Annotated in this window: 21 protein-coding genes and 1 pseudogene; 10 read left to right on the top strand and 12 right to left on the bottom strand. The window is 60.1% G+C overall.

Annotation, left to right across the window (positions count from 1 at the left end; all coding sequences use genetic code 11):
• Positions 1-63: 63 nt before the first annotated feature.
• The 11 genes from WS61_RS05760 to WS61_RS05715 all read right to left on the bottom strand — a co-directional run bounded on the left by WS61_RS05760 (position 64) and on the right by WS61_RS05715 (position 10,846).
• Positions 64-519 (bottom strand): autoinducer binding domain-containing protein, encoded by a 456-nt coding sequence (locus tag WS61_RS05760; RefSeq protein WP_179949659.1) that lies wholly within the window; start codon positions 517-519, stop codon positions 64-66.
• Positions 520-774: 255 nt separating this feature from the next.
• Entirely contained in the window at positions 775-1,704 is a 930-nt protein-coding gene (locus WS61_RS05755; RefSeq protein WP_059499648.1) for a 3-oxoacyl-ACP synthase, read from the bottom strand.
• The gene (locus WS61_RS05750; protein WP_095211610.1) at positions 1,701-2,750 is read right to left on the bottom strand and encodes a 3-oxoacyl-ACP synthase; all 1,050 of its coding nucleotides are present in this window, start codon (positions 2,748-2,750) and stop codon (positions 1,701-1,703) included. The genes WS61_RS05755 and WS61_RS05750 overlap by 4 nt, the downstream gene beginning before the upstream one ends.
• An 11-nt stretch (positions 2,751-2,761) precedes the next feature.
• On the bottom strand, positions 2,762-3,334 hold the full coding sequence (locus WS61_RS05745; RefSeq protein ID WP_059499646.1) for a GNAT family N-acetyltransferase: 573 nt from the start codon (positions 3,332-3,334) through the stop codon (positions 2,762-2,764).
• 2 nt (positions 3,335-3,336) lie between these two features.
• Positions 3,337-4,446 (bottom strand): acyl-CoA dehydrogenase family protein, encoded by a 1,110-nt coding sequence (locus WS61_RS05740; protein WP_059499645.1) that lies wholly within the window; start codon positions 4,444-4,446, stop codon positions 3,337-3,339.
• Positions 4,447-4,468: 22 nt separating this feature from the next.
• Positions 4,469-5,677, bottom strand: coding sequence for a pyridoxal-dependent decarboxylase, exosortase A system-associated (locus tag WS61_RS05735; RefSeq protein WP_059499644.1), 1,209 nt, complete (start codon positions 5,675-5,677; stop codon positions 4,469-4,471).
• Positions 5,674-7,287 carry an acyl-CoA ligase (AMP-forming), exosortase A system-associated gene (locus tag WS61_RS05730; RefSeq protein WP_059499643.1) on the bottom strand — a complete coding sequence of 538 codons (1,614 nt, stop codon included), beginning with the start codon at positions 7,285-7,287 and terminating at the stop codon, positions 5,674-5,676. The genes WS61_RS05735 and WS61_RS05730 overlap by 4 nt, the downstream gene beginning before the upstream one ends.
• 39 nt (positions 7,288-7,326) lie before the next feature.
• Entirely contained in the window at positions 7,327-8,259 is a 933-nt protein-coding gene (locus WS61_RS05725; RefSeq protein WP_059499642.1) for a 3-oxoacyl-[acyl-carrier-protein] synthase III C-terminal domain-containing protein, read from the bottom strand.
• Positions 8,256-9,152: a 3-oxoacyl-[acyl-carrier-protein] synthase III C-terminal domain-containing protein gene (locus WS61_RS32670; protein ID WP_179949658.1), complete on the bottom strand. Its 897-nt coding sequence runs from the start codon at positions 9,150-9,152 to the stop codon at positions 8,256-8,258. The genes WS61_RS05725 and WS61_RS32670 overlap by 4 nt, the downstream gene beginning before the upstream one ends.
• Before the next feature lie 121 nt (positions 9,153-9,273).
• Positions 9,274-9,552: an acyl carrier protein gene (locus tag WS61_RS05720; RefSeq protein ID WP_059499641.1), complete on the bottom strand. Its 279-nt coding sequence runs from the start codon at positions 9,550-9,552 to the stop codon at positions 9,274-9,276.
• Positions 9,553-9,589: 37 nt separating this feature from the next.
• On the bottom strand, positions 9,590-10,846 hold the full coding sequence (locus WS61_RS05715) for an acyl-CoA dehydrogenase family protein (protein ID WP_059499640.1): 1,257 nt from the start codon (positions 10,844-10,846) through the stop codon (positions 9,590-9,592).
• Between the two features lie 235 nt (positions 10,847-11,081).
• Between WS61_RS05715 and WS61_RS05710 the strand changes: the two genes are divergently transcribed.
• The gene (locus tag WS61_RS05710) at positions 11,082-11,915 is read left to right on the top strand and encodes a FadR/GntR family transcriptional regulator (protein WP_059499650.1); all 834 of its coding nucleotides are present in this window, start codon (positions 11,082-11,084) and stop codon (positions 11,913-11,915) included.
• Between the two features lie 447 nt (positions 11,916-12,362).
• On the opposite strand, the gene WS61_RS05705 is transcribed toward WS61_RS05710, so the two are convergent.
• Positions 12,363-12,602: a helix-turn-helix domain-containing protein gene (locus tag WS61_RS05705; protein ID WP_059499639.1), complete on the bottom strand. Its 240-nt coding sequence runs from the start codon at positions 12,600-12,602 to the stop codon at positions 12,363-12,365.
• A 247-nt stretch (positions 12,603-12,849) separates the two neighbouring features.
• Between WS61_RS05705 and urtB the strand changes: the two genes are divergently transcribed.
• From urtB to WS61_RS35925, 9 genes and pseudogenes are all read left to right on the top strand, one after another.
• A complete protein-coding gene (gene urtB / locus WS61_RS05700) occupies positions 12,850-13,725 on the top strand; it encodes an urea ABC transporter permease subunit UrtB (RefSeq protein WP_059499638.1) in 876 nt (291 codons plus the stop codon).
• A gap of 4 nt (positions 13,726-13,729) precedes the next feature.
• Positions 13,730-14,803: a branched-chain amino acid ABC transporter permease gene (locus WS61_RS05695; protein WP_059499637.1), complete on the top strand. Its 1,074-nt coding sequence runs from the start codon at positions 13,730-13,732 to the stop codon at positions 14,801-14,803.
• Positions 14,803-15,537: an ABC transporter ATP-binding protein gene (locus WS61_RS05690; protein WP_059499636.1), complete on the top strand. Its 735-nt coding sequence runs from the start codon at positions 14,803-14,805 to the stop codon at positions 15,535-15,537. Before WS61_RS05695 ends, WS61_RS05690 begins: the two co-directional genes overlap by 1 nt.
• Positions 15,524-16,267 (top strand): ABC transporter ATP-binding protein, encoded by a 744-nt coding sequence (locus WS61_RS32665; RefSeq protein WP_095211611.1) that lies wholly within the window; start codon positions 15,524-15,526, stop codon positions 16,265-16,267. The genes WS61_RS05690 and WS61_RS32665 overlap by 14 nt, the downstream gene beginning before the upstream one ends.
• Before the next feature lie 7 nt (positions 16,268-16,274).
• A pseudogene (locus WS61_RS05685) lies at positions 16,275-17,453 on the top strand (ABC transporter substrate-binding protein).
• Between the two features lie 51 nt (positions 17,454-17,504).
• Positions 17,505-18,914 carry an amidase family protein gene (locus WS61_RS05680; protein WP_059499635.1) on the top strand — a complete coding sequence of 470 codons (1,410 nt, stop codon included), beginning with the start codon at positions 17,505-17,507 and terminating at the stop codon, positions 18,912-18,914.
• 2 nt (positions 18,915-18,916) lie between these two features.
• Positions 18,917-19,462: an amino acid synthesis family protein gene (locus tag WS61_RS05675; RefSeq protein ID WP_059499649.1), complete on the top strand. Its 546-nt coding sequence runs from the start codon at positions 18,917-18,919 to the stop codon at positions 19,460-19,462.
• 50 nt (positions 19,463-19,512) lie between these two features.
• Complete coding sequence (locus WS61_RS05670; protein ID WP_059499634.1) at positions 19,513-20,547, top strand: porin; 1,035 nt, start codon at positions 19,513-19,515, stop codon at positions 20,545-20,547.
• 596 nt (positions 20,548-21,143) lie between these two features.
• Positions 21,144-21,281: an HU family DNA-binding protein gene (locus WS61_RS35925; RefSeq protein WP_306459534.1), complete on the top strand. Its 138-nt coding sequence runs from the start codon at positions 21,144-21,146 to the stop codon at positions 21,279-21,281.
• Positions 21,282-22,204 lie beyond the last annotated feature (923 nt).

Below are 22,204 nucleotides of genomic sequence, written 5' to 3'. Positions count from 1 at the left end.
ACGGGCTACACCCTTCGCGCCAATGCGCGCCAGCATGAAAAACCAACCACTGTCAGATTTAGTCTAGTCCACCGCAACTAATCCGGCCTCGCGCGCTTCGTCGAGCACGCGCTGCTCGATGTGGTTTAACCCTGCTATATCGGTCCAGCGATAGGGTGTGGCATGCACGAGCGCCATGCGATGAACGGGATCGACCGGACCATAGTCGTGCTTCGCATAATGAAAAACCCAATTGTCGGGATAGCGCGTGCAAAGCGTGTCGACGGCCATCGCTACGCGCGAGCGAGCACGTGCGCGCGAAAGGCGGCTGACAGCAAAACGAGGAAACCCTAACGTAGCGGCCACGTCACCGAAGAGTTTCATGAGTGACGAGAGATCCACGGTATCGAGAAAGGATGTGGCCAGTGGCGCCCATCGCGCAATCGCGTGTGAAGGTTGCAGCGCCGCGACGGGCGTGTTGCCCACGCTGCAGGGAAAGATCTGATCCACCGATGTCCCTCGCAGAAAATCGTCGCGCATCGGACTCGCGTGATGACCATGCGCGCAAAATTCAGGCTCAAACAACACAATGTTTGGCAATGGCGCTTGTTTTACTCGTGACGGATATATGCGTGTTGCCTGACGTTATTTTAGACCCGTGTGGGCCAATCGTGGGTATCAATATTTAGCGTCGCGATACATCAACGAGCAACCAACCCAGCACACAGGAACGGTATTCGCTATATCCGGAACTCAGGTTGCGCGCTTGCCCCTGGCCGCATTCGAACGGCGCGCCTAATGAATGAGTAGCGTTGCCGCGGAAAAGCCGCCAACACCCTGCGCGTAGAGCATGAGCGGGGTGCCTGGCGCGAGCGCATGGCAGTCGGCAAGGTTGATAAAGGGATCGCTCACCGTCACGTGTGCGATGCGCGAGAAGTTGCGAATAAAAAGACGCGCAGGTGGCAGACCCAGCGACTGGACGAGCCGCTGCCACGACGGCAGGTCGAGATGCGGTGGCAAGATGTTACACGCATCGGCTAGCGCGATCTGGGCGCTGTTCGCGAGATGCGTGATGAGCTTTCTGGCGGCAAGCTGGTATTGGGCGACGGAGTTCGGATCGGCCTGGTCAAGCATGCCGCGCCAACCTTGTCCGGTGGCATGCGTGGCTATCGCAACAAGGCGGTTGATATGGGCGTGGCGCTCAATCGTTGCGGCAAACGCCCCGTCGCCCAGAAGCGCGGAGGTACCCATGCGGCGCTCTGCCTCAATGGGCATCGTGTCTGCTCCGACGAGCAGCACGCGATTGAGCGAGCGGTGCGCGGCGAATAGCGCGCGCACAATGCGCAGCGCGCCGAGCGAGGACGCGCAGTGCTGTTGGGCAAACGAAAACGACTGCGCGCGGGTGAATCCAAATCGCTCGCATAGCGCGCGCGGCAGCGACTGCGGCGGCGGCGCGATGCTGCCTTGCAGCGTATGGGTGTACACGAGATAGTCGATCGAGTCTGGTGCGATCGGCGCGGTGCACAACAACGACTCGACGGCTTTGACCGCGAGGCTTAGCGCACTTTGCTCATATGCCACGTGAAAATCGCACACGCCTGATCGTTCGAGCTTTGCGATGATCGTGTCGGGCTGGCGCGTACGGCGGCCCCATGCCCGGACCGTGTCGACACGCTCGGGCAGATAGTATGCGACATACGGAATACCGATCGACACGTCCGTCATCGATTGCTCCGACCGGGCTCACGCGAGATGGCAGGCGCACCGCGCGCGTCGAGCAATGCGCAGCCCACGTAGCCGCACAAGCTCATCCCCCATATCAGGACAGGATCGTGTGTAGGCAGTGTGTTGTCCGTGAGCCTCTCGCTCAGTTGGATAATTGGTTCTGCTGCACCGAGGTGCGCATCATGACAGCGCGCGTGGGCGCGCGCCTTCATGTCCAGATGATGCGATACGCGCTCGGTAGGTGCCGGATTGAGATCCTGTCCGATGCCAGTGACATCGCACGCCGCGAGCGCGTGTTGCGCGAGCATCGCGTCAATGAGTTCCAGCACAGTCCGCTCCGAGGCGGAATCGAAATATGAGCGTTGGCCAAACGGGTGGCCGGGCCGCACCGGGCATTGACGCGCTTGCGCGTCCATCACGCGAAAGCCGCGGGTTGTTGCCGTGGCCCGCTCAAGCAAAGCGGCAGCTGCGGCATCCCCTTGCGCTGCCCCCTGCCCGGTCCATCGTGAAAACGGTGGTGTCCATTTTTCTGCCGCGACAATCAGCGCACACTGCACATCGGACTCAGCGACCATCAGGTCCCGGACGAGCTGCAAGGCGGAAAATAGCGAGACGCTGTGCTGCTGGGAGATGGAAAACGCAAAGCATGGCGGGCCCACCACGCTTGCCAGGCGCCCCGCCGTTGTAGTCGATACGTGCTCATCGACGCTGCTGTGACAAAACACGATGATATCGATGGGGACAGCAGCCGGATGCCGGATGGCGAGTATCTCCTTGGCCACGCGCACGGTGAGCCCCGATAGCTGCTCGTCGCGTTCAACGGGAATACGAAGCGGCCGCGCGTGGTGATCGATAACGTCATCGACGCCGGCCACAGGTGTATCGAATGCGCCGAAGTCAGAGCGCCAGGACTCGATCCAGGCATCCCAGCCGGTGCGGGTCGTAGTGTGCGACGCGGTGCGCGCAGCCTCTGCCGATCGCGGCGCGCGCGTGAGCGCCATGGCGGGCGGCACATAGGTACTGAGTGCTGTAATGATTGGCGACATCGTGGCGCGCGTCAGGCGAGATTGTCCGGGAGCAGATCGTAGAGTAGACGCCCCACGCGCTGGCCGGCGATGACATGGCAGTTGCGCTGCAGGCCGATCAGGCAAAAACCCAGCCGTGTGAGTAGGCGTTGTGATCGCACATTTGTCTGAACGGCCCAGGCGCTAATGCAGTGCAGCCGATCGAGCTCGAAGCCATCGCGCAGCACGCGTCGGGAAGCGTCGAACGTCATGTTCGCGCAAGTGGGGCGCAAAGGGTCACGCAGCACCCAGAACGAGCCCAAACCGAAGCGATGCGTGATATCGCTAATCGCCACCAGACCGCTCGGTTCGGCCGTTCCGAGTGAGCCAAATACGCGTATGCGGTGCCGCTCGCTTTGCACCATCGCCTGAACGGCGAGTGCGCTCAATCCTTGTCGACCCAGTCCGAAATCGAACCACTGCGCGATCTCCGGGCGCGCAAGCCAGTGCGTGATATCGCGAACGTCTTCGGAATTTGCATCGCGCAGCCAGCAACCAATCGACGATCTCGCGGAAACCCTGGAGGCTGAGTTGCAATGCCGGCGGGGGCGTTTCTCCTCGCTCATGGCTAGGCTCCCGTTACCGAGCGGGGTGAGCTCAGACTATCGAGCTCGCCGAGCGCTGCATCGACTTGCCTGAGCAACAAGGCAAACCAGTGACATGTTGTCAGGCGCGCAGCAGGCGCCAGTCCCTCGACATAGCCATGGGCACCGCAGAACTGAACGAGCTCGTGCGTGAATTCAACAGATTCGGCTGCGACATGTCGGGCTAGTTGGCGCACCAGTGCCAATGATGTGCCGGGCTGGGCAAGCGCGAGCATGCGCACAAAGAGTTGCGTGCCTTGCACTGCAATAAGCATATCGGCCAAGCGCGTAGCGACACGTTGATGCATCACCAACGGTTTGCGAAATGCCTGCCGCTCTGCCCCGTAGCTCTGCGCAAACGTTACGCCGTGCTGCATGGCGCCGCAGAGCAGGGCCGACAAATAGAGCGCGGTGTTGGTAAGCCACGTCTGGGTCGGCGAGACGCCGTGCGCGTCAGGCCGCTCGAGCGTGACCAGCGCGGCGGCGTACAAAGCGTCGTCGCAGCGCGCCCGATCAAGCGTCAGTGCACCAAGGCAGGCGACGTGTTGCCGAGCGAGCCTGGACGGGGCACACGTCGATTCGACCAGGGTAACGCCAGATGCAGCCGGCGCGGGAATCAATGTCAGCGCTGACGGGCTGGTGTGGTCACACAGGCGCCAAAGCGTGGCGGTACGAAAATCAGGCACGGTAAGCGCAATCGGGCGCGTGCCGTCGAAGTATTCGCCGATTCGGGCAAAGCCGAGCGACTGAAGCGCATCATACGCGCGCAGCGTCATGAGTGCAGGAATGCTCTGCGTCAATTGCACGACGCGCTCGATAGGCCCGCAGGCCAGCGCGCCGAGAGTGCAGGACAGATCGTGGTGGCCGATGGCCATGCCGCCGAGCTCCAGCGGCAAAATCATGGTACCCAGATCGAGTGCACCCGCTTGCTCGACGATTTCGTGCCAAGCCTTTTCCGACGGAGGTTGTGAGAGCAGCGGTTCAAGCTTTTCGCGAGCAAAACGCTGGCTTGCCGCGACGAGCGCGCGCTGATCCTCGGACAGATGCCACGAGTATGGCGCAAGGTCGGGTAACGAAAAGTCGGGCTGGTGCATCGCAGTTCTCCGTGTATGGAATTCAGACGAGCATCTCGATTGCCTCGGGGTGGCCGAGGAAGTCCCTGGGACTTGCCGAGCGGGCATAGGCGCCTGATTGCAGCACCACCACGAAGTCGCCAATTTGCGCGCGCGGGAGCAGCACATCGTCGGCGATGCGATCGAGCGGCGTGCACGAGCATCCGACGATGTGGCACCGCTCGACCGGTAGATCGTTGAGCCGATTGCCGAGCAGCACCGGGAAATTGCGGCGCAACACTTGTCCAAAATTACCGGAGGCCGCCAGATGGTGATGCAGACCGCCATCGGTGACGAGGAAGGTGGTGCCGCGCGAGACTTTACGGTCAATAATGCGACATACGTAGATACCCGCTTCTCCAACCAAGTAGCGCCCAAGCTCAAGCACCGGCACAGCCCCGGGCAACGCCCGTTGGAGCTGTGCGAGCCACGTATGCATGGGCTGGGTGACCGCATCCAGATCAAGCGGCTTATCGCCGTCGAAATAGGGGATACCGAAACCGCCGCCGAGATTCACATATCGGGGCGGTGTCGGTAAATCGCGGGCAAGCTTTATAACAAGCTCCGCGCTGTGTTGCTGCGCTTTGACGATGGTGGGTGCGTGCAGGCACTGCGATCCCCAGAAGATGTGAAAACCGGCCAATGTCACCTCGCGCGCGGCAAGTTCCTGCAGCAATGCCGGCACTTGTTCGACGTCAACGCCGAACTGGGCGACACCCCCGCCCATGCGCATGCCGCTGTGGCCGACGTGGAAGTCCGGGTTCACGCGAAGGGTGACCTTCGGCTGCACGCCCAGTTCCCAACCGATCGCGGTCACCAAATGCAGTTGAGTGGCGGACTCGATATGAACGTTCACACCGTTGGCCACCGCCCGTCGCAGCTCGTCGCGCGCCTTACCCGGCCCTGCAAAGCCGATTTGATCGGGCGGTGTGCCTGCGTTAAGCGCCAGCGCCATCTCTGCAGCGGATGCGACATCAAACCCATCGACGCGGGTTGCCAGATGATGCACGAGCGCCGGCATCGGGTTAGCCTTGATGGAGTAATGCAAATGGACCGAAGTCGGCAGCTTTGCGCGCAACAGGAGCACACGGGCGTCGATCGCCGCGCGCGCGTATGCAAAAAAAGGCGTCGATCCGGCACAGTGAGCCAAGCGGGCGACGTCGATGCCCTCGGCTGGCAAGACGCTGCTACGGTTGATCAACGATGCACTCATACGGACCTCGCTTGGTCTTGAGCTGTGGATTGGACGAGCGCATTTCGCAGTGCTGGGCGATCAAATTTTCCGTTTGCGTTGCGCGGCACATCGGTTTGCACGACGATGTGCTTCGGCACCATGTAGCCCGGTAGGTGTTGCACGCACCATGCCATGAGTGTTTGTGGGACAAAGGGTTCGACCGCCGGCACGACAACGAGCGCTATGGCCTCGCCCAGCGCATCATCGGGCACGCCCACGGCGACCGCTTCGGTCACCAGTTCGCTGCGGTGCACGGTCTCTTCGATTTCTTCTGGGCTGATCCGGTAGCCGGAACACTTGATTTGCGCATCGTTGCGCGCAATGAAGTAGAGAAAGCCCTCTTCGTCGCGACGTACGAGGTCCCCCGACCACACGGCAGTGTCCGGTATGGCTCCGCCCGGCTTGGCTTCGGGCGAGGGCCGATAGCGCGCGGCCGTTCGAGCCGGATCGTTCCAGTAGCCCATTGTCACGCACGCGCCTACATGGACGAGCTCGCCCGTCTCGCCGGGAGCGCAAGGTGCGCCGTCCGGACGCACGACTAGGATTCGCGCGTTGGGCACGGACTTGCCGATCGAGTCAGGGCGGCGGTCGACCTCGGACGGATCGAGGTAGGTGGAGCGGAATGCCTCGGTCAACCCATACATCAAGTAAGGTTTTGCCTGGGGAAAGAGCGTGCGCAGGCGGTGCAATGTCGGAACGGGTAGTCGGCCACCAGTGTTGGCGAAATAGCGCAGTGTGGTGCGTGCCGCGTGCGGCCAGCTCGCGCGCGTTAATTGCATCCATAGCGGTGGCACGCCCGTGAGGGCGGTGATACGTTCGCGCGTGCAGGCGTCGATTACGTCTTGCGGGCTCAGATAATTGACGAGGACAACGGCGGCGCCGGCCGCCCACGCGGATGTGAGCTGACTCAGACCCGCATCGAAGCTGAGCGGCAGCGCCGCGAGAATCCGGTCAGAGCGCGTATGTTGCAGATAGTGAGCGACGCTCCACGCACCCTCGAGCAGATTGCGATGACTGAGCATCACGCCTTTGGGCAAGCCGGTAGAGCCCGATGTGTACAGAATAGCTGCCAGGTCCGTGTCGATTGTCGTTTCTGCTGTGGATCCTGTGTCGCTCAGCGGGCCGAAAGCGTGCGCACTGACGCACGCACTCCAGCTGTGAACGCAGTCATTCCCGTGCGACGCATGCTCGGTCACATCGATTGAGTCGATCAGGATCGTATGCGGCACGCCAGACAACCCGTTTTCGGCGAGCAGGCGCGCGCGCAATGCGCTCGTAATCAGGCAGCTCGCACCGCAGTCACGCAGAATATGGGCGACCTGCTGAGGCTTCAGAAGCGGATTGATGGGAACGAACACGCATTGGGCGGCGGCCGCACCAAGCAGCGAGACAACCGTTTCGATGCGCTTGTCCAGGAAGATGCCGACTCGTGAGCCCGGCACGAGTCCTATCGAGACGAGGCCACGGCCGAGTGTGCTGGCGCGCGTTGCCAGTTCCTGGTAGCTCAGACTGGTGCTCGCGAAGACGATTGCTGGCGAATCGGGCGCATGCCGCGCAGCGGTGAGTACGAGATCGAGTATGTTTCGCATGGTAAGACCATTGGTGTCTGGTTGATGAGTTGACGCGTGTTAGTGATGAATCACCATGGCGCCGAAGCAACCGGCAAGGCCGCTGGAAAAAAGCAAGGACCACTCGTCGGCTTGTGCGCGACAAGTCTGAAAATTGATGAACGGGTCCGCTCCGAATACGTGGCCAAGCGCGGCGAAGTTCGGCACGAATAGTCGCGTTTGCGGAATGTCGAGCATCGTCATCAACCGCGTCCATCCCGGTAGATTCACGTGGTGCGGAAACACGTGGGCGATATCGCCCGTCGTGATGCCGGCTCGGCGGATCGCTGCGCGCATGGTCGTGAACGCGGACCAGTAATACCGATCGTCCGCGATCGGCTGCAAGCTCTTATCAGTGCCGCGAGAAAAGCGCGCGTCGGTATACAAGTGCAAACCGTTGATGATGTTGCGTTGCGCGCAGCGCTCGAGCAGCAAGGCGCACGCTCCGTCACTATGCAATGCGAGGTCATGGATTGCGCGCAATTGATCGCACCCGGAGCCGATGACGTCGGCGCATACGACGATCGCACGTTCGATGGAGGGTTCTCGGGCGGCAAGCGTGAGCAGGACGCGAATAGCTGCCATCGGCGACACGCACTGCTGCTGCGTGATGGAGAACGTCAACGCGTGAGTGAGTCCAGCGCGGTGCTGAATGTGATGAGCGCTACCGGCGGGCGGCGCGAGTACGCTCGTCTGGATCGTATGTGTATAGACGAGTGCATCAATTGCAGAACCCGGGGTTGAGGTGTCGCGTAATAGCGTCGTGACAGCACGTTCGGCAAGGCTGACGGGCGACTCGCCCGCGGCATCATAAAAATGCGTGGCGCCATGAGCGCGCAAAGCGATAACGCGCGAAGCAGGCAGACCACAGCGCGATGCCCACTGCTGCACGTTGACGATGCGCTCCGGAAGGCTGTGAGCGACGCCTGAAATCGAGAAAGGGTGCGTTCTCATGAGTGCACACCCCGGAATTCGAGGATTGCGCAGGCACTTTGGCCTTGAAATCCCGTGGACCACACAAGCACACGCTGATCATCACGTGGCGAAATCACACCGAGCAGGTCATCAAGGCGTGCCGGTGTCTGTGCCGCACATAGATGGCTTTGGCGGCTGTCGCCCAGGCTTCTGACGCGCTCAGGGGCCAGTTGGCATTGGGCACAGACGGCGCGAATGATGGCGCTGTCGGCTGTAGGTGGAAGAATCCAGTCGATTTGCGCGGCACGAAGTGCGGCGCGTGACAATGACTTGTTGATCGCCCCGACTAGTGTGGTTGAAGCGAGGCCTGTATTTACGGTTTCCTCACAACTCAGTTGCGTACCGGGCGTGCAGATCGAAAGACCGCGGACACGCCATCCTGGCATGGAGCTGCGAGCGATCAGCACGGCAGCAGCGCCGTCTGCAAGCGAGATCCGCGGGCTGACCTGCCGGGACAAGGCGCGATGCCAACACTCGGCCGCGACAATCAGAACGGTGTTCAGTGTGTTGTCCGTGTCCATCATCGCAAGCGCCACGTCCACCGCGGTCAGAAACGACACATCCTGGAGTTGCCCGATCGCGAAGGGCGCGCGGCTGGAGCCGAGTTCGCTATGCAAGCGTCCTGCGCAGGACAAGGCCAAATCATGTTCGAAGCTTGTCGTGCAAACGATGATCTGGTCAGGGCCGGGCTGCGTTGGTGCATTGGGATAGATCATGCGCGCCGCGCGTAGCGCCATGTCCGACAGCGACAAATTCGTTTCGGTTGCGATTCGATTGTCTGGCCGAAAGGTGGCGTCGGTCATCGAGCAGTTGTCGCCGCATGGCGCGCATTGAGCGCGCCACCGCAGCGTATCGGCGTAGAGCGCGTGCATGACAATGTCGAGCGCGCTCGGTTGTGCGGACGAGACCGTCTCGGCTACCGCGCGGTCTGCGTGACACCGAAGCGGCACGTATTGCGCGGTGGCAACGATTCGAGGCTCGGCGCTCGTGGAGTCAGCTCGATGAAACATGGGAAGCGACGAACGCGACGAGATTGTCGAACCGTATAAATAGGTCGCTGGACAGATCTTCGGGGTCCAGAACAAATCCGAAGCGTTGCTCGAGCTTGAGCAGAAGATCGGTCATGTTCATGGAATCGACACCCAGATCGAACAGATTCGTATCGTTGTTGATGAGGTCGGCGCTCAGATGGGTGCCCAGCACTGATAGCAGGCAAGTTTTGACCGAGGCGGGGATATCGCCGTGACGACTTGATTCGAGACGAGAGCTCATGAAAGTCTCCTGTAACGGTTCTAAGACGAAATCATGCTCACGTGCATGCGGGGCGATGCACGGACGCACTGGGTTGGATCGTCTCCCACGGCGGGCGTGACGCACGCTGGGCGGCTCGAGCAATCATCAGGCGTTGCATGTCTCCGGTACCTTCCATGATGTCGAACGCTTTGGCATCTCGGCAGCTTTGCTCCAGCGACGGGAAACTGGCGATGCCGTCCAGACCAACGAGCGTGAGGGCCGTACGAGTGACGTGCGCGATCATGCGCGCGGCGTACGCCTTTGCGATCGAAGCATGCATGGCGCTTGTGCTGCCTTGGTCTGCGTGCCATGCAGCGTGATGGCAGAGCAGATAAGCTGTCGTGATATGCCGGTCGAGCTCCAAAAGACTCGCTCGTACGTTGCTCGCGCCGCAGTGCAGATTGACGGGACGTGCGCCTGCTTCGAGATAGGTGGCGAGGTCATCGCGTACGCGTCGACAGGCGCCGATCATTACGGCGGACAGAAGCGGCCGAAAATAGTCCCACGACTGTTGTGCGCCTGAGAACGCATCGCTAAGCGGCGTCTCATGGTCGTGCGTGAGCCGAGCGTCGTCTGGCACCTCGCAGTCGGTATAGGACAGCACAGCCAGTTGGGTCACGCGCAAGCCGACCATGCGTTCGATGCGCGTCACCGCGAAACCCGGAGTGTCGTGTTGGACGCGAAACGCCCTGATACCGAAGCGGCCCGCGTTTCGATTGATCGTTGCAAACGTGATAACGGTGTCAGCACGTGCACCATTGGTGATGAAGCACTTGGTTCCGTTAAGGACCCAGCCATGAGCCGTCTTGCGTGCCGACGTGCGCATGGCTGTCGCGTCGGATCCGCAGTCGGGCTCGGTGATCGCAAATGCGCCCCAGCGTGGCGTATCGCTTTGAAAGTGCGCGAAGAATGCCGCCTGCTGCTTACGGTTGGCAAGCGCAAGAACCGGCGGCATGGCCAGTCCCGGGCCAGGAAGGGCGAGCGCAAGCGCCGCATCCGCGTACCCAAGATGCTCCATTAGCATGACGCGCGAGACGAGCGATTGGGCCTGCGGGCATCCGCCGTACTCCTGCGGAACGAGGTTCAGGTTTAGCGCCCGTACCGCATCGGATTGCCAGAATGCATCAGGGATTTGCCCGGTGCGATCGGCTGCCTCACGATGCGTGCGCATCTGTGAAGTAAGCCGGTCAAGGTCCAGGCCAAACGCCGAGAGGCTTGCCTTGAGCGCCGATACAGTGGGAGATTGTTGCGATCCTTGCGATGAGTTGGGCATATGCGATCTTCCCCAATGGCGCACTGGCGCAGCACAGTGGAGCAGTATGGAAACCACGCTCACGCCATATCCGTACTGATTGATCTGCAGCGTAGGCATTCTCGGCGATGCCCGCTACCTCCCAAGGTTGGGAGGGTATGGACGGCAGCGAGACCTGATTCTCGCCAGGTGATTTGCGGATGTCCGATAATGGCGCCGTTAGGAAATGCCGAAGACTAACCACGGACTGATGGACATGGCAGGACGACAACGGACAACGCGCAAGATACAGTTGGTGCAGCCGGACAGGCGCGGCCCGCGCACGACCAAGCGTGGCGATCAGGTAGCCGATTCGATCAAAGGGTGGATCAACGACGGTCGGGCTCGGCCCGGCAAGCGTCTGAGTAAGGAAGCCGAGCTGCAGCAAATGTTCAACGTCAGTCGTGGCTCGATGCGCGATGCACTCAAGGCGCTGGAGGTACAGGGGCTTGTTAGCTTGAGCACTGGGCCCGAGGGCGGAGCGACAATTACTCGTGTGCCGCTTGCGCGGGCGTTCCAGTCGCTGCAGAACTATCTGTTTTTTGAACAGATCACGTTGGAGGACATTTATGCGGTGAGGCGCACGCTTGAGCCCATGGTGGCCGCGGGCGCAGTGGCGTATTTGACGGATACGGATTTCGAAGCACTCGAGCGCAGCATTTCAGTGTGTGAACCATTCGTGGTCGGTCACGAGCAAGCGCTTGATCAACGTTGCGAGGACATTCATTTTCACGACGTGCTTGCTGCCGCGCATCCCAACGCGTTTTTGCGTTGCCTTTGCCAGATCATTAACCAGATGCTGCACTCACTGGTGATCGTGGCAGGGAACGTCACGCAGCGGGACTATCAAGCGTTTGGGCGGACGACTGTCGCCGCACATCGCGCGATCTTGGATGCCGCAAGGCGGCGTGATGCGCAGGCCGTCGAGCGATTAATGCTCGCGCATATGGACGAGGCCGAGGCGCAGTTGCGCAAGGTGCGTGCGGCGCTGAGGCAAAAGCTCGTGCTGGATTCCGAGCTTGATTTGCATGTGGATCGCGACGTGTGCTGACGTGGTTTGGCGCGGTGGTCAGGGAATGGAGGCTTGGATTGCTGACGCTCGATTTCGCTTGCACCGGGTTACAAAGCGCTACGGCGAAGAGCGAAAAATTAATTATAATAAATATCCGAAGGTGGAGGTCTGGTCTAAGCGCGTTGCTCGCACGGGGACCCTATTTTCTACGTATTCTTCGGGTAAACACCAGCGTCACGCGGATTGACAGCACTATATCTGCCTCGTAGATTCCCTGACAATAAATTGGCTGGCTGAGCGCACACGGCGCGTGGAAGGCTATCGTTCCCTGCGTCAATACACGCTCACGGGCCCCTGAATCTCGTCATGAGGTGGCTGGGGATGTGCGTGGCGCAGAGGATGAATGGGGGAGATGTGGTTGCGAGCTCCCGTCGGGAGCGGCTCATGATGTTTTCATGAGCTCTGAGCGGCAGAAGCGTGGTGAGTTTAGCGAAGGTTCAAGCGGTCTTCCGCGCCCTTGAGCAATTGCGAGAGAGGGGTATCGAGAGCAGCAGAGAGAACGAGCAACGCGTCGATTTTCGCGACTATTTGAGCACGCTCAATTAACGAGACGGTGTTCGGATGGACGTTGGCGCGGAGCGCGAGACCGACCTGGGTAAGTTTCTTCATCTTGCGGCGCGCGCGGATCTCATTTCCGAGGGCCTCGATAAATTTTTCTGTGGTCATGCGGACTCGATAGGACAGGGCACATCGAGTATCCCGGAAGGTGCGCCTAAAAATTCACAATACATTGTGAATTTGTGCTTGCCTGTTTTTGGATTAACAATGTATTGTGATATTTGAGTTGCGCGCCATCAGGGTGCGCCACTGAACAGAATGGCCTGCCTTGTGGGTTAGACGCTTTGGCATACCGATGCAGGGTGGCGAGTGTTGGAGGCACCCCGGGCTTCAGAATTTCGCTTTTGGAGATGATATGTTAGGACTATTGAATATTTTGAATTATGTATCTTTGTTAATTTTGGTCGCTCTTGGCCTCGCGATCGTGTTTGGCATGATGGACATCGTGAATCTTGCACACGCAGAGTGGGTCACGATGGGGGCATACACCCTTGCTGTGGCGCAATCACTGGGCGGTCAACACGCGTTTTGGGTTGCGCTGTTCGTGGCGCCGATTGTTGGCGCGTTGCTCGGTTGGTGTCTCGAGCGCTTCGTTATCCGGCTACTTTATGACCGACCGCTGGACACGCTTCTGGCGACATACGCGGTCAGTCTGATCGTTCAGAAAGTGCTGGAGCTCGTTTTCGGCACACAACCGATGCTCGTCTATGCGCCATTTAACGGAACCATCGACGTGCCGGGCGGCGGCTATCCCGCATATCGGATGTTCGTGATCGGTGTGGCATTGGCCGCCACCGTGGGGTGCTGGCTACTTTTTGCGCGAACGCGCTTTGGGACGAAGTTGCGTGCGGTCATTCAACATCCTGCAATGGCCGAGGCCACTGGCATCAATACCAAGCGACTGAATCGAGCCGCATTTTGTGGCGGTGCGGCGCTCGCCTCGCTTGCCGGTGTGCTCGTCGCGCCGATGGTGTCGGTGGAGTCCCATCTCGGGGTGTCCTATCTGGCCAAGGCATTTTTCGTGATTGTACTGGGTGGTATCGGCTCGGTCGCCGGCAGTGTACTCGGTAGTGCCTTCGTTGGCACGGTCGAAACCTTGCTCAGCTATCGCGTCGATCCTTCGCTTGCCTCAGCGATCGTTTTGATCGTCTGCATTGTCCTGATCCGCTTCCGCCCACAAGGCTTGCTTCCGGGTTTCAGTGCCGCTCACCAGCTTCTCGGAAAGGGGTAAGGCGATGTTCGAACGTCATCTTTTGCGTGTCCGTACCTGGTTGTCGCAGCCAGCACTGAGCCGCACGGACCTCTCTCCTGTCGCGATCGGGTTGGCGACGGCTGCCGCCGGCGTGATTCTTCCTGTTGTCGTGGGCGCCTATCAGCTCACCGTGATACGAGACGCGCTGGTGTTGGCGATATTGGCGCTCAGTTACGACCTTCTTTGGGGCAAGGCTGGCGTCCTGACGCTTGGACATACGACCTTCTTCGGGCTTGGTGCATATGGGTTTGCCGTGGCTACCGTCCAGTTTGGTCAAGCACCGCTGGTCGGGATGCTCGCAGGTCTTGCATGTGCTGCCATCGTGGCAGTCGTTCTTGGCTACTTCCTGCTGTATGCGGGTGTCAGATTGCATTTCTTTGCCATTCTCAGCATGGCCGTTCTGATCATCGTGCAGCAGTTGGCCACAAGTTGGCAGTCCATCACGGGGGGCGATACCGGCTTGCTCGGCATTCCAGGGTTGTCCTTCCAACTTGGGAGATTCGCAGCGGATCTCAGTAGCCCTGTGGCGTCCTGGTATGTCGTTACGGCTGTACTCGCTCTGATTCTATGTGCGACGTGGCTGCTCTGTCGAAGTCGCTACGGGAAGGTGCTCATGGCGATTTCGACCAACGAGTGGCGTGCGCAAGCGTGCGGATACCACACATCGTGGCATTTGCTGTTGGCGTTCGTTGCCTCAGGGGTGGTAGCCGCGGTTGCCGGCTGCCTGATGGCGGCATGCGCTGGCGTCGTGGCCCCGGACGTATTTTCTCCGGTACTGGCCACTGAAGTCATCCTTTGGGTTGCCGTGGGCGGCCGCGGCACTCTCGGTGGACCGGTGATGGCAGCCGTTGCAATGACGCTTCTTAAGCACTCCGCGTCCAGTCTTAGCACGCAATGGTGGCCGTTGGTACTCGGCGCAATCTTCCTGATGTGTGTGCTGTGCTTGCCGAATGGCATTCGGATCGGTCGTTTAGTCGCGCGGTTGCATTACGTCGCCCGATTCCGGATCGGACGTGTACCACAGCATTGCGCCAAGCGAGCCGAAGGAGGGCAGTGATGGAAAGACCGCTTATGAAGGGCATCGGACTACGCCGCGCGTTCGGTGGCATCAATGCGATCGCAGGCGTTGACGTCGAAATCGGCCCACGCGACCTGATCTGCGTCATTGGCCCGAACGGGGCTGGAAAAAGCACGCTAGTGGGACTGTTATCCGGCGCGGTTATCCCAGGAGCGGGAGAGCTGTATCTGTCCGGGGGGCGGATGACTGGCCGGCCTATGTATCAGTATTGCCGGCGTGGCGTTGTCCGGAAATTCCAGGGGACCAACGTTTTTTTCACGATGAGCGTTCGGGAGAACCTGGAAGTCGCGGCGCTCGGCGTTGCGGCTGGCAGGCCATCTGTGATGCGAGAGATCGATTCCGTTCTGGACGAGGTCGGACTCACGTCGCAGGCAGACGTGCTCGCCATGCACCTTCCGCACGGAGAGCGTCAGTGGCTGGAGATCGGTATGGCCATGATGTGCCGGCCGGCGTTGTTGTTGCTTGACGAGCCTGCTGCAGGATTGTCCGCCAATGAGGTTCAGCGACTCGTGCGCCTGCTTCATCGCTTGCGCGAACAATGTGCGGTGCTTGCGATCGAGCATGACCTGAGTTTTGTTCAGTCGCTTAAGTGCGACACGTGGGTTATGCATCGCGGGGAAATTGTTCGGCAGGGCAGCTATGGCGACATCGCCAGGGACGAAGAAATCCGACGTATTTATCTTGGGCAGGGAGCGGGCCATGCTGCACATTGAAAGTCTGTCGGCCGGATACGGTGAAATCTCGATTTTGAGTCAGATTGATCTTACCGTTCAGCCTAATGAAGTGGTCGGTGTGCTGGGGTGCAATGGCGCGGGTAAGTCAACGCTTGTCAAGGCCATCATGGGGCTGTTGCCGCGCGTGAGTGGTGATATTCGCTTTGGCGAGCGGGCCATTCGGGGTTTGCGCACGCATGAAATCGCTCGACTGGGCATCGGCCTGGTGCCGCAGGGACGGTGGATTTTCCCTAAGCTCACAGTGCGGGAGAACTTGGCAATGGGTACCGCGGCCGCTGGTGACGGCGAGATTCTGGACGAGGTATTCGAGTATTTCCCAGTATTGAAATCAAGACTTGCTCAGCATGGAGGGACATTGTCAGGAGGCGAACAGCAGGTCCTGGCCATCGCGCGAGCGTTGTGCGGCCGCCCGAAGTTGTTGCTATTGGACGAACCCTCGGACGGCGTGCAACCAAATCTTGTTGAGCTGATCGGTGACGTCATTCCGACGCTTTGTCGTCGATCGAAGCTCGCTGTGCTTCTGGTCGAGCAGAACCTCAATCTGGTATTGCGCTGCGCGCAACGATGCATCGTTCTGAAAAACGGTCGACTTGTGCATGCAGGCGCAGTTGAACCCCGACACGGCGCTAGCAGCGCCCACCCGCTGGCTCACTTTCTGTCACCTGCTGCGGAACGAACCATGGGTTCGCCGGCAGCGTCTATCGAATGAAATGATCATGAATCGACGCGATTTTTCACGTATGACGATGCTCGGTGTGGTTGGCGCATTGGCCGCCACTACTTATCCGACGCGCGCACGTGCGGTGGCGCCCATCAAGATCGGTTTGCTCGCGCCGTTGAGCGGGCCGCTCACCCGCGTGGGTGAAACAAATCGACATTGTGCGGCGCTTGCCATCGAGGAAATCAATGCAGCGGGCTGACTGCTGGGGCGTCCGCTGCAACTGGCTGTCGAGGACACGCAGATGTCGACGACCGTGACGCTCGAGAAAGCGCGGCAACTCTTTATGCGCGATGAGGCGGCAATGATTACGGGCATGGTGCTGCCAGCCGAACGCGAAGCAGCGCTGCAGGCGGCCAGAGGCGCGGCTCGCCTTGTTATCTACCCGAATTTCGACGAGGGGCGCTGTGATCCGCAGTTGTTGAGCACGGGGCTCAGTGTCGCGCAACGGGTCGAGCCGCTCATTGGTTGGCTGATGCGTGCCGGCGGCAAGAGCGTGAGCGCGGTGGTGTCGGACGTCGGCAGCAACCGTAAGGTACTGATTCCCTCGCTGGAGGCGGCCGTCACGCGTCACGGCGGTCGGTTTCTCAGTGTGTACTGGCTGCCGTTCGGCACGCGTGACTATGGGGCAGTGCTTCAGCGGATTGCTGGGGAGCAGCCGCAGCTTGTTTGGCACAGCGTCGGCGACGATCCGGTGACGTTCGTCAAGCAGTATCGGTCATTTGCGATGAAGCCGCAGTTGGTGACGGATATTGCGCACGAGTCGCTGTCGATTGCTACTGCCGGTGCATCGACAGGCATCGTCGGTGTCTCGTCCTACTTTATGAGTCTCGATAGTTCCGAAAACCGAACCTTCCTTGCACGTTATACCGCGCGCGTAGCCGACACTCATGTTCCTCGATTGGGTTCTTATGCGGTGATGCTTCCGCACGGCGAATGCACGTACGCAGGCGTTCGGCTTTTCGCGCAGGCCGTGCGCGCAGCCGGCAGTCTGGATGTGACGCGCATCAAGTCCGTCTTGCCGGGCATTTCGCTGGATTTGCCGCGAGGCAAGGCGGGTGTGAGCCAAGGCGGCGACCACGTTACTTGTGAGGCACGTATTGCTCAGGCGCGCGCCGACAACAGCTTTGCAGTTTTGGACTCGATCGGGCCGATCCAAGCAGTGTGTCAGAGGTAGAGCAGTCTCGAGACGCTTCTATCAACTTAATTTTATCAATTAGGAATACACATGAATGACATTGCATCGATGAGCGCGGAAGAGCTGATTACTGAGTATCGGCGTCATGCGCTTTCTCCACTTGAGAGCATGAAAGCGGTCCTGGACCGCGTTGAGCGCTTCAATCCCCTTGTGAACTGTATGTGCGCCGTTGACGAGGAGGCGGCGCTGGATGCGGCGCGCGAATCGGAGCGGCGCTGGATGCGGCGTGAGCCATGCGGGCTGCTCGATGGCGTGCCTGTATCGGTCAAGGATTTGATTGATGTAGCCGGATTTCCGACGCGATACGGATCGTTGACGACGCCGGACACGCCCCAGCGCGAGGACGGGCCCGCCGTGGCGCGTCTGCGGCGGGCCGGTGCACTGCTTTTTGGCAAGACGACCACTTCGGAATACGGCAACAAGATCGTGACTGATTGTCCGCTGACTGGCATCACGCGCAATCCCTGGGACCGGCGCCTGACGCCAGGTGGCAGCAGCGGTGGTTCATCAGTGGCAATCGCGCTCGGTATGGGGCCGCTCGCGCTTGCGACCGATGGTGGTGGGTCGATTCGTGTGCCCGCTTGCTGGACTGGGGTGGTGGGGTTTAAACCAACGTTCGACCGTGTTCCGACGGGCGTAGCCGGTTCGTGGACGCGCCTGTCTACGTTCGGGCCGATGGCGCGCAATGTGCGCGATGCAGCGTTAATGCTGAGTGTGGTAGCCGGTCAACATGAATCTGGGCCATCGGGCTATGTCGCCCCGCAGGATTATCGAGTCGGTCTGGAGGAGGGCGTCTCGGGGCTGCGTATTGCATATTGCCCGTCCATCCCGGGCGTCATCGTGGACCCTGTGATTGCCGCGAGTGTGGCGCACGCCGCAGAGGTCATCGAAACATTGGGCGCACACGTCGAGCAAGTCGACGTAAAGCCGCTCGGCGACTATCTGGGTAGTCGCATGCACGCGATCCAATGGTCGGTGTTTTTTGCGCAGCGCGCCTGCAGATTGACGGAACCTCAACGCATGCAGCTCGATGCGGACGTGCAAGCGCTTGTGCGGGCCGGTTTGCGCGTCACCGCGCTCGAGCTTGCCGACGCATTGCGTGCGCGCCACACGCTCGGTGTCGAGATGGCGGCGTTCTTCGAGCGCTATGACTTGCTTGTGACGCCAGTGTTCCACTGTGGGCCGCTGCCCGTTCCAGGTCTGCCTGAGACGCTGCTCACGGCACCTCAGCAGACGTCGTGGTGCAACCAAACTGGGTTGCCCGCCATCAGTGTTCCTTGTGGATTGCCCGCAGGTCTGCCGACCGGCGTTCAGATTGTCGGCGCCTTGCACGAAGATGCCCTTGTGCTGCGCGCGGCACGGGCTTATGAATCTGCACGCGGGACGTTTCCTATACCGGCCGCAGCACCAGCCGAGAATGCGATGATCGCTGAGGTATGACCGTGAGCATACAGATTGAGAAGATTGTTGTTCACGTGATCGAACGGCGCGCGGAGCTTGGTATCGCGGTCCATCCGGCACATCGCCAAGTGATTGCAGCCGCGGTTCTGACGTTGAAGAACTGGTGCTCCGATACTTCGCTCGAGACTCTGTACGAAGTTGGAGGGGAGCTGGGGACGCTATTGAGCGAGCGCGCAAGAGATGCTCTGGACGCACCGCGCGCGCAGATTCAGGCGTATGGCAAGGCCGCGCTCGTGGGCACGGCCTTGCCGCTTGAATGTGCGGCGGCGATTCTGCATCCGCGAATGGGCAAGGCAATACGTGCATGTCTGCCCGGCACTATATCGCTTATCCCGTCTGTTACCAAGCGCGGTGCGGCCGGCGCGTGCATGGATATTCCTGTGCATGGTGCTCTGGATATGTGGAGCTTTGATCACTTTGATACGGCGTCGCTCGTTGTGCCGGATTCACCTGCACCACATGAGATCGTGGTGGCCGTCGCGCTGTCCGAGCGAGGGCGGCCGCTTGCGCGCGTCACACCGGCGTAGCGCACGCACGTGTTTCGGCAAAAGAAAACAAATGACAGCGAGGAGAACCAATGCAGAAAAGATTTCGTGGTTTAGGCCGGGTATGTGCGATGGTGATGGGGATATGGGGTTTCGCGACGATCGCACACGCTCAATCTTCAGTGTCGCTTTACGGGCTGGTCGATGCTTTTGTTGGCGACACGCACATGCCGGGCAGCGCCGGCAGTGCCTGGCAGGTCAGTTCCGGCGGGATGACGACTTCATATTGGGGCTTGTCCGGATCGGAGGATCTCGGACGTGGGATGAAGGTGGTATTCTCGTTGGAGAGTTTTTTTAAGGTAAATAGCGGTCAGATCGGATCGTTCAATGGCCAGTCATTCTTTGGTCGCAACGCCTTTGTTGGATTGAGCGGACGTTTCGGCGAGATGACGATAGGCCGCAATACGGCGCCATTGTTCGTATCGACGCTGCTGTTCAACCCGTTTGGCAACTCGTTCGCGTTCTCGCCGATAGTGGCGCACAGCTATCTGGGTTCGGCCATGGGCGCGGCGTCGGTACAAAGCGATACCGCGATCGACAATTCTATGCTGTATCAAACACCGGAGGTGGGCGGATTGTCGGGGAGTTTTCTGTACAGCAACGCTGGTGTTGTGGGTCACGCGGGACAGGCGAACTACAGTGCGAATATGCTTTACTTTGCGGGCCCGTTTTCGGCAACCGCAGCAGTACAAAGTCTGCATACCGCCTCGCTTTTTCTCAACGGAGCGACAGCACAAACTGCTTGGCTCGTCGGGGGCGCTTATCGACTCCATGCGATGAAGCTCATGTTTTTGTACGAACACGTCGACAACAACAGTGAAGTAAAAGACGACACAGTGCAGATGGGGGCAAGCGCTCGAATCGGCACGGGCAATGTGTTGATCTCGTGGGCGGGTACGCGCCGACGTCCCGCTGTTGGTTCCGCACTGCGCTGGTCGACGCTCGCCTTGGGATACGACTATCCACTATCGAAACGCACGGATGTCTATGCAGCGTGGCGCTACGACTGCATCACGGGCGCATTGTCGGGTAATAGCTTGGGGGCTGGAATGCGGATGCGATTTTGATACGCCTACGATGCTACGGGGCGAGAGCGGAATCATTCATCAATTCCGGGCGGAGATCCGCGAACAGCTGTGCCAGGCGGCGTCACTACATAGTTGCGTCGCAGTGCGATGTGCGCGCTCGTACGCGGTATGGGATGACTGTCGGCGGCGCGCTATAGGTCCATTCTTCCGTCATTAAATACAATCGTGATAATACGAATTATCACGGTTAAAATGCCGCAGAAGGTCGGAAAATTCCTGTTCCATGGCTGCCCCGCGAGTTTTCGGCGTGCCGGTGTCGATGGCGCAGCGCCGGCACGAGTTATAGGGCCGACGCTGAGGCGCCGTGGGCTCACCGCTGACTGTCCCGTGACCGCGACCGTAAGAGGGCGGGCTCGGATGGGTGCCCTGCATTGGCTTCCCACGGTTTGTTTGTTGATCTTGGGATGCGGTAGGGGCGACTTTGACTTTAGGAGCGAGACCGTCAATGAACAAACAGGAACTCATCGACGCGGTTGCTGCTGGCACGGGCGTCGGTAAAAGCTAGTCGGGCAAAACTGTCCAGGTGGTGCTGGATGTCATCGCGGACGCAGTGAGCCGCGGGTGAAGCGGTACAACTGATCGGTTTCGGCGCGTTCTCGCAAGGGCAGCGTGCCGCACGTACCGGTTGCCACCAGACGACAGACGCTGAGATCCCCGTTGCAGCGGCAAATGCCGTGAGTTCACTGCCGGCAAGGCGGTCACGGATGCGGTGAGCAGCCCGTGACGCTGCCCGAAGGAGGCGGCCGCCTATGGCGGGCTGCATCGTGAAATTGCCGAAGTCACCACGCCGACCCGTCCGCGGCACGCATAGTGGCCCCTCAGATGGCGGTGACCCCACTTGGCAGATGGTGCAGCGTATTGTGGAGTTCGAGCAAGCGGCGAGGAAAGGGGGCATGTGGCGAGGCCGTAATCCGCGGTCTGGGTGCCGACCTGTCAGAGCGCATGGTCCAAGGCTTCTATTGGCAGAAATCTAGCGCAAATGCGCGCACTTTATTCAATAAGACCTTTATTTAACTGTGCAGGCACCGTCTGCACAATCCACGACGAACTCAAATCATTCCGACAGTTTCTATGTAGAAACTGTAGAAAGCGAGTCAGGATATGGGTAGCGCAACGAATGGATGTCGTGATTCACTGCGCAGAAGGGGACGTCTCCGAGGCGCGGCCGGTGGAGCGAAGGGAAACATATTAAGGGCTATGTTACCCTTCATTTCGGGACATTGAGCGAACGCCCCAGGCTCGTGGGGCTCACACAACTGAGTCTAGGCCCGGCTGCCGGAGGCGGGCCGAGGGGAGGCAAGAGACGCGGCACGAACCGATGCCGTAGTCCGCGCAGGTCGGCCGGGCAGATTCGGCTGGAGAAACAGTCAGGTTGTGTGGCACCGGAAGCCGGACCACGTAGTCAGCGCGAGTGATGACACCCGCACCGGCCCGCTGGTTGTGTGAGCGCTGGGCGGGCGGAAAACGTTCGCGATTGCTCTTGGTGAGCGTGGCTGCGACAGGTGTAAGCGGGAGTTCATTGGTGGGCTGCCCGCCGCAGGCAGTGGTGGGGCGGAGGTCAGCGATTTGCGTGTGTGCAGCGGGATGAGGTAGGGTGCAGCTTTGACTTTGTTGCCGAGGCTGTTCATGAACAAGC

Origin of the sequence: Burkholderia sp. ABCPW 11 (genome assembly GCF_001523445.1) — a bacterium.
Lineage (GTDB): Bacteria > Pseudomonadota > Gammaproteobacteria > Burkholderiales > Burkholderiaceae > Burkholderia.
This window is presented reverse-complemented; position numbering and strand designations above follow the sequence as displayed.

Excerpts from the sequence above, each read along its gene's own strand:
- urtB (WP_059499638.1), top strand. The coding sequence starts at position 12,850 with ATGTTAGGACTATTGAATATTTTGAATTATGTATCTTTGTTAATTTTG.
- WS61_RS05705 (WP_059499639.1), bottom strand. The coding sequence starts at position 12,602 with ATGACCACAGAAAAATTTATCGAGGCCCTCGGAAATGAGATCCGCGCG.
- WS61_RS05735 (WP_059499644.1), bottom strand. The coding sequence starts at position 5,677 with ATGAGTGCATCGTTGATCAACCGTAGCAGCGTCTTGCCAGCCGAGGGC.
- WS61_RS32665 (WP_095211611.1), top strand. The coding sequence starts at position 15,524 with ATGCTGCACATTGAAAGTCTGTCGGCCGGATACGGTGAAATCTCGATT.
- WS61_RS05695 (WP_059499637.1), top strand. The coding sequence starts at position 13,730 with ATGTTCGAACGTCATCTTTTGCGTGTCCGTACCTGGTTGTCGCAGCCA.
- WS61_RS05725 (WP_059499642.1), bottom strand. The coding sequence starts at position 8,259 with ATGAGAACGCACCCTTTCTCGATTTCAGGCGTCGCTCACAGCCTTCCG.
- WS61_RS05730 (WP_059499643.1), bottom strand. The coding sequence starts at position 7,287 with ATGCGAAACATACTCGATCTCGTACTCACCGCTGCGCGGCATGCGCCC.
- WS61_RS05710 (WP_059499650.1), top strand. The coding sequence starts at position 11,082 with ATGGCAGGACGACAACGGACAACGCGCAAGATACAGTTGGTGCAGCCG.
- WS61_RS05720 (WP_059499641.1), bottom strand. The coding sequence starts at position 9,552 with ATGAGCTCTCGTCTCGAATCAAGTCGTCACGGCGATATCCCCGCCTCG.
- WS61_RS05755 (WP_059499648.1), bottom strand. The coding sequence starts at position 1,704 with ATGACGGACGTGTCGATCGGTATTCCGTATGTCGCATACTATCTGCCC.
- WS61_RS05740 (WP_059499645.1), bottom strand. The coding sequence starts at position 4,446 with ATGCACCAGCCCGACTTTTCGTTACCCGACCTTGCGCCATACTCGTGG.
- WS61_RS05750 (WP_095211610.1), bottom strand. The coding sequence starts at position 2,750 with ATGTCGCCAATCATTACAGCACTCAGTACCTATGTGCCGCCCGCCATG.
- WS61_RS05715 (WP_059499640.1), bottom strand. The coding sequence starts at position 10,846 with ATGCCCAACTCATCGCAAGGATCGCAACAATCTCCCACTGTATCGGCG.
- WS61_RS05680 (WP_059499635.1), top strand. The coding sequence starts at position 17,505 with ATGAATGACATTGCATCGATGAGCGCGGAAGAGCTGATTACTGAGTAT.
- WS61_RS05670 (WP_059499634.1), top strand. The coding sequence starts at position 19,513 with ATGCAGAAAAGATTTCGTGGTTTAGGCCGGGTATGTGCGATGGTGATG.
- WS61_RS32670 (WP_179949658.1), bottom strand. The coding sequence starts at position 9,152 with ATGCACGCGCTCTACGCCGATACGCTGCGGTGGCGCGCTCAATGCGCG.
- WS61_RS05690 (WP_059499636.1), top strand. The coding sequence starts at position 14,803 with ATGGAAAGACCGCTTATGAAGGGCATCGGACTACGCCGCGCGTTCGGT.
- WS61_RS05760 (WP_179949659.1), bottom strand. The coding sequence starts at position 519 with ATGCGCGACGATTTTCTGCGAGGGACATCGGTGGATCAGATCTTTCCC.
- WS61_RS05745 (WP_059499646.1), bottom strand. The coding sequence starts at position 3,334 with ATGAGCGAGGAGAAACGCCCCCGCCGGCATTGCAACTCAGCCTCCAGG.